This is a genomic window from Brevundimonas abyssalis TAR-001, from assembly GCF_000466985.1.
Lineage (GTDB): Bacteria > Pseudomonadota > Alphaproteobacteria > Caulobacterales > Caulobacteraceae > Brevundimonas > Brevundimonas abyssalis.
Genome location: NZ_BATC01000094.1, coordinates 1 through 5,486, shown reverse-complemented (window position 1 = coordinate 5,486; position 5,486 = coordinate 1). Strand labels below are relative to the sequence as shown.

Genomic DNA, 5,486 nt, shown 5'->3' with positions numbered 1-5,486 from the left:
GGGCCAGACTAGGCCATACCCCTTCCGGTCCCGTTTCCTTTCAGGGTTAGCGAATTGCTTATCGCCAGCGATGTCTGGGTCGGCGCCCTGATCCGCCGCGCCGAACTGTCCGGGGCCTTCGCCACGGTGGTGCGCAAGGGCGACGCCCGGGCCGGAAGCGTCATCGTCAAGGCCTATGACTCCTCGGAACGAAAGGCGCGGCTCTACACCGAAGCCTTCGGTCCGGACGGCGAGCGTCTGTGGATCCAGCCCGTCTCCAGCGACCAGGAAAGCGAACTGGACGCCTATATACAAAGGCAGGTGGGCTATGATCCGGACCTGTGGGTGGTGGAGGTCGAGGACCGCCAGGGCCGCCACTTCATCACCGAGACGGTGCAGGGCGAGCGGTCGTAAATCCTTAACCGCGTTCGTGAACCGGGCTGAAAGCGCGCCCGGTTAGTCTCACCATCAACGGGCGAAAAATGCGCCCGACACAGATGGTGATGGTGCGGTGCTCTTTCTGCTGAACGATGTGGTGTTCGACCTCGACGCGGCCTGCCCGGTCACGGCGGCCGACGCGCGCCGGTTCGACCGGCTGGATCTGGACTATGTGATCGAACTGGCGTGCGAGCTGTTCGCCGAGGATCCCATGCTGCACCACAACGACCCCGAGCGGGCCCTGCGTCTGGCCTGGCTGATCGCCGACCGCGCGCCCGAGCTGAACGCGGCCATGTTCGCGGCCCCCGAAAAGAACTGCGCGCCCGAGCTGGTGGAGCCGCGCTTCTGCGCCCTGCCCGCCCCGGTCATGCACCAGCTTCACGCCCGCGCCTCCAAGGGCGCGCTGGACGCCGTCGCCGCCGACAAGGCGGTCTGGGGCCGCATGGCGGCCTGACTACAGGATCACGCGGAACAGCGCATTCACCGCGAAGGCCGCGCCCACCAGCAGGGCGAACCCGATGACAAGATAGAGACCGGGGTGAAGCTCTCCGGGCTTGTGGAAAGCGGGGGGCGCGTCCTCGCGCGACTGCGGGGTCATGGTCATGTGGTTTCCTCCTTCAGCGGCGGCGGGCTGCATGGCCCGACCGTCTCGCCTTACGGATCGGTAATGTACCCCCAAAAGCCCTGTCCGACGAGGGGTTATTGATGAGGAGCCGTGAGCGGGCGGCGACCTGACCAGCCAAGGTTGCGTGTCGGCGGCCCGCCGGTCTAGCCTTGGCCGAACAGCTGCGCGGGGGCGCGATAATGATTTCCTGGCTCAACCTCGGTCGTCTGCACAGCCTGGCGGTGGTCGGACTGGTTCTCGGCCTGATCCTCGCGGCGACACCCGTCCGGGCGGACTGGCTGCGCGCCGAGAGCGAGCATTTCATCGTCTATTCGGACACCCGCGAGGGCGAGCTTCGCAGCTATGTGCGAAAGCTGGAACGGTTCGACGCCCTGTTGCGCCTGCATTTTCCTGTCGCCGATCAGCGCGTTCCGACGCCGCTGACCGTCTATGTGGTCAACGGCGCCAGTGAGTTGCGCCGCGCGCGTCCCGGAATCGGATCCTCCGTAGCGGGCTTCTACCTGCCGAGTGACCAGGGCGTTTTCGCCATCTTCGACCGGCGCCGCAACGAAAGCGACACGACGCTTTTCCACGAGTACGCCCACCACTTCATGCTGGCCAACTTCCCCGCCGCCTATCCGGGTTGGTTCGTCGAGGGCTTCGCCGAATATTTCATGACCGCAGACGTCACGCCGGGCCGCATCCAGGTGGGCGGACATTCGCCCGGGCGCGTGAGCTCCCTGGCCCAGAGCAACGCCTGGGCGCCGATGGAGGCCGTGCTGGCGTCCGACCCGGCGCCGTCGCAGGTTCACGCCTTCTACGCTCAGTCCTGGTTGCTGACCCACTACTACTTCGGCTCTGACGAGCGCCGGCCGCAGCTCAGCGCCTATCTGGCGGGCGTGGCGCAAGGCGCCGATCCGGTCGCCTCGGCGGCGGAGACCCTGGGTCACGAGGCGGCGGATTTGACGGGCGTTCTGCGGGGCTACATGGCCGGCGCCATCCCGTACCGGACACTGCTGGTCGAGCTGCCCGAGGCGGATGTGGAGATCGCCCGCATGCCGGACAGCGCGGAGGACATGCTGCTGATGGACCTGCGGCTGCGCCGGTCGGTGGAAGAGGAAGACCGTCCCGCGCTGATGGAGGACGTGCGCCGCCTGGCCGCGCGCCATCCCGACGACCGGCTGGCGGCCCTGACCCTGGCCTACGCCGAGACCCGCTTCGGCGACACCGGCGAGGCGCGGCGGTTGCTGGCGCCCTATGTGGGGGAGGGTCAGGAAGACCCCCTGGCGTTGCTGCGCCTGGCCCAGGCGGCTCTGGCCGAGGCCGAAGGCCCGGATGACGAGCCGCTCGACGAGGATCAGCGAACAACCCTCATGAATGAGGCGCGGGGCTATCTGGCGCGGGCCTATCAGGCGGACCCGGCGGATTTCCGGATTTACCTGGCGATCGCCGACACCCGCGACGGCCAGCCCGGCTATCCCAATGACAACGACATCCAGACGATGCGCATGGCCGCCCTGCTGGCGCCGCAGGTGATGTCCGTGCGCTATCGCACCGCCCAGATCCTCATGACGCGTGGCCATCATGCCGAGGCCATGATGCAATTGGGTCCTGTGGCCAACAGCCCCCATGGCGGCGACATGCGTGACGCGGCCCGGACCATGCTGGAGGAAGCGCGAGCGGCTCTCTATGCCGAGGTGGCCGCCGAGGACGACTGACCGCCGCGCCGGCAACGCCGTGAGTGACTTTTCCGGCCGTCCGCGCTATCGGCGCGGCCATGTCGAAAAGAACACTGCCTGAGGAGGCGGCGCGCAGGCGCACCTTCGCCATCATCGCGCACCCTGACGCGGGCAAGACCACCCTGACCGAGCACATCCTGCTGGCCGGCGGCGCCATTCGCGCGGCGGGCGCGGTGCGGGCGCGCGGCGAGAACCGGCGCACCCGTTCGGACTGGATGAAGATCGAGAAGGAGCGGGGCATCTCCGTCTCGGCGTCGGTGATGACGTTCGAGCACGACGACAAGATGTTCAACCTGCTGGACACCCCGGGCCACGAGGACTTCTCCGAGGACACCTACCGCACCCTGACCGCGGCGGACTGCGCCATCATGGTGCTGGACGCGGCCAAGGGCATCGAGCCCCAGACCCTGAAGCTGTTCGAGGTCTGCCGCCTGCGCGACATCCCGATCATCACCTTCATCAACAAGCTGGACCGTGAGGCCCAGGACCCCATGGCCCTGCTGGACGAGATCGCGTCCCGCCTGCAGCTGGACCCCTCCCCCATCTGGTGGCCGGCCCAGAGCGGCAACCGGCTGCGCGGCATGGTGGAGATGGGCACCGGCCGCTTCCAGCCCTACGCCCGCAAGGAAGCCGGCGCGGCCGAGGATCCGGACCATCCCCCCGCCCTGCCCCTGTCCGACGCCGCCGAATATTTCGAGCAAGGCGAGCAGGAGGCCTTGATCGAGGCCGCCGAGCTGGTGGAGGGCGGCTACAAGCCGTTCGACGTCCAGGCCTTCCTGGAAGGCCACATGACGCCGGTGCTGTGGGGCTCGGCCCTGCGCCACTTCGGCATCGACGAACTGCTCAAGGCCATCGGCGACTGGGCTCCCGCGCCCAAGGTCATGAAGGCGAAGAAGGAAGCCCCGCCCGAGACCCGCAATGCGCCGGAGCCCGAGGACATCATCGTCCAGCCCGGCGCCGACGAGGTCACCGGCTTCGTCTTCAAGGTCCAGGCCAACATGGACCCCAACCACCGCGACCGCATCGCCATGTTCCGCATGGCGAGCGGCCGGTTCCAGCGGGGCATGAAGCTGAAGGTCCAGAACACCGGCAAGGCTCTGTCGGTCAATGCGCCCATCATGTTCTTCGCCTCGGACCGCGAGCTGGCCGACGACGCCTTCGCGGGCGACGTGATCGGCATTCCCAACCACGGCGTGCTGCGGGTGGGCGACAGCCTGTCCGAGAGCGGCATGGTGCGCTTCGCCGGCCTGCCGAACTTCGCACCGGAAATCCTGCAGCGGGTGCGGGTCAGGGATCCGCTCAAGGCCAAGCACCTGAAGAAGGCGCTGGAGGGTCTGGCCGAGGAGGGCGTGACCCAGCTGTTCCGCCCCGAACTGGGCGCGGACTTCATCGTCGGCGCGGTGGGCCAGCTGCAATTCGAGGTCATGGCCGACCGGCTGAACAGCGAATACGGCCTGGACTCCATGTTCGAGCCCAGCCCCTGGGCCGAGGCCCGCTGGGTGTCCGGCGAAAAAGCCGACCTGGACGACTTCATGGGCAAGTACCGCCCCCAGATGGCCGCCGACATCGACGGCGCGCCAGTGTTCCTGGCCAAGTCGTCGTGGGAGACGGGCTATGTGGGCGAACGCTTCCCGAAGGTGGCGTTCTCCAGGACGAAAGAGCGGGGATAAGCCGGGGCGGCCGCCTTCCGGACGCCCTGATTCCGTGCTCTCATTCGACTTCGACGCTGGGGGCGTCACGGGAAATCCTTCATGATCGTCGCGGTCGCCATGGCGGTGCTGACAGGCCTTTCGGGGCAGACGCCGGTGCTGACGGGCTATGACTCGGCCGTGCGCTGCGCGGGCCTGACCCAGGCCGCGTCAGAGCTTGAGGGCGGCGAGACGCCGCGCGGGCGCATGCTGTTCGACGCGGCGCTCTACTGGTCCCTGGCCGTGGGCCAGGCCGCCGACGCGTCGGGCCGAGCCCCGGAAGTCAGCGACAATGACCAGACCCGCGCCCGCATCCGGGCCGTACGTGAATTGACCGCTGGAGAGGGCGGCGCGCGAGACGCCCTGTCCCGATGTCTGGACCGGACGCCGGATCTGGGCTGAGGGATTCAAGCTTGGCGCTGAACCGCCGGCGCGGCGCTGCGTTTGCTTGTCTGTGGGCGGATGAGGTCAGACGGTCCCGATGCGGGACAAAGGAGCGGTCACCATGTTCGGGTTCGGACGAGATCTGAGACGGCTGTTCGCCCAGGCGCGGGACGGAAGCGACCGCACCTGGATCGAGCTGATCGGCGCTGACCTGCTGGAGGCCGAGGCCCGCGGTCAGGCCACCGACGCCCATCGCACCGGATGCCGCGAGCCTGTCGTCACCGGACTGAAGGCCTCGACCCTCTGGCGCGAGCACGCGCGCCGCACCGGCCGCCGCGCCAGTCTGGCCCGCGCCCTGTCCGCCGCCTCCGATGCGGACCGCGCCGCCACCACCCCGGACCAGCACGCCGAGGCGGCCATGGAGAGCGCCCTGTGCCTGATGCTGCAGTATGAACAGCGAGGCGGCACGGATCTTCTGGATCAGATCGACCTGATCCTGGACGGCCATGAGCCCGGGCGGTCCGCCCCCCTCGCCGCCCGCCTCGCCGTCGCCCACGCCCGGCTCGAGGCGCTGAAGGCCCGCCGCAACGGCGAGGCGGCCGCCATGCTGGACGCCTCGGCCCTGATGGATTCCGCCCTGGCCACGACGTGTCC

6 protein-coding genes and 1 pseudogene are annotated in these 5,486 nt (G+C 68.6%); 6 read left to right on the top strand and 1 reads right to left on the bottom strand.

Annotated elements, in window-relative coordinates; genetic code table 11:
• Positions 1-54: 54 nt before the first annotated feature.
• Both MBEBAB_RS14370 and MBEBAB_RS14365 read left to right on the top strand, forming a co-directional pair.
• Positions 55-393, top strand: coding sequence for a DUF1491 family protein (locus MBEBAB_RS14370; RefSeq protein ID WP_021698711.1), 339 nt, complete (start codon positions 55-57; stop codon positions 391-393).
• A gap of 97 nt (positions 394-490) precedes the next feature.
• The gene (locus MBEBAB_RS14365; protein WP_021698710.1) at positions 491-871 is read left to right on the top strand and encodes a hypothetical protein; all 381 of its coding nucleotides are present in this window, start codon (positions 491-493) and stop codon (positions 869-871) included.
• On the opposite strand, the gene MBEBAB_RS16625 is transcribed toward MBEBAB_RS14365, so the two are convergent.
• A complete protein-coding gene (locus MBEBAB_RS16625) occupies positions 872-1,021 on the bottom strand; it encodes a hypothetical protein (protein WP_021698709.1) in 150 nt (49 codons plus the stop codon).
• A gap of 200 nt (positions 1,022-1,221) precedes the next feature.
• Here MBEBAB_RS16625 and MBEBAB_RS14355 point away from each other — a divergent pair, with 200 nt between their 5' ends.
• From MBEBAB_RS14355 to MBEBAB_RS14340, 4 genes and pseudogenes are all read left to right on the top strand, one after another.
• Positions 1,222-2,739: a hypothetical protein gene (locus MBEBAB_RS14355; protein WP_021698708.1), complete on the top strand. Its 1,518-nt coding sequence runs from the start codon at positions 1,222-1,224 to the stop codon at positions 2,737-2,739.
• Positions 2,740-2,798: 59 nt separating this feature from the next.
• Entirely contained in the window at positions 2,799-4,430 is a 1,632-nt protein-coding gene (locus MBEBAB_RS14350; RefSeq protein ID WP_045319449.1) for a peptide chain release factor 3, read from the top strand.
• Positions 4,431-4,511: 81 nt separating this feature from the next.
• Positions 4,512-4,850, top strand: a complete 339-nt coding sequence (locus MBEBAB_RS14345) for a hypothetical protein (RefSeq protein ID WP_021698706.1) — start codon at positions 4,512-4,514, stop codon at positions 4,848-4,850.
• A 103-nt stretch (positions 4,851-4,953) separates the two neighbouring features.
• Positions 4,954-5,486 (top strand): annotated as a pseudogene (locus MBEBAB_RS14340) (hypothetical protein); the annotation flags it as partial.

Coding starts and splice junctions, on each gene's coding strand:
- MBEBAB_RS16625 (WP_021698709.1), bottom strand. CDS start 1,021: ATGACCATGACCCCGCAGTCGCGCGAGGACGCGCCCCCCGCTTTCCAC.
- MBEBAB_RS14345 (WP_021698706.1), top strand. CDS start 4,512: ATGATCGTCGCGGTCGCCATGGCGGTGCTGACAGGCCTTTCGGGGCAG.
- MBEBAB_RS14355 (WP_021698708.1), top strand. CDS start 1,222: ATGATTTCCTGGCTCAACCTCGGTCGTCTGCACAGCCTGGCGGTGGTC.
- MBEBAB_RS14350 (WP_045319449.1), top strand. CDS start 2,799: ATGTCGAAAAGAACACTGCCTGAGGAGGCGGCGCGCAGGCGCACCTTC.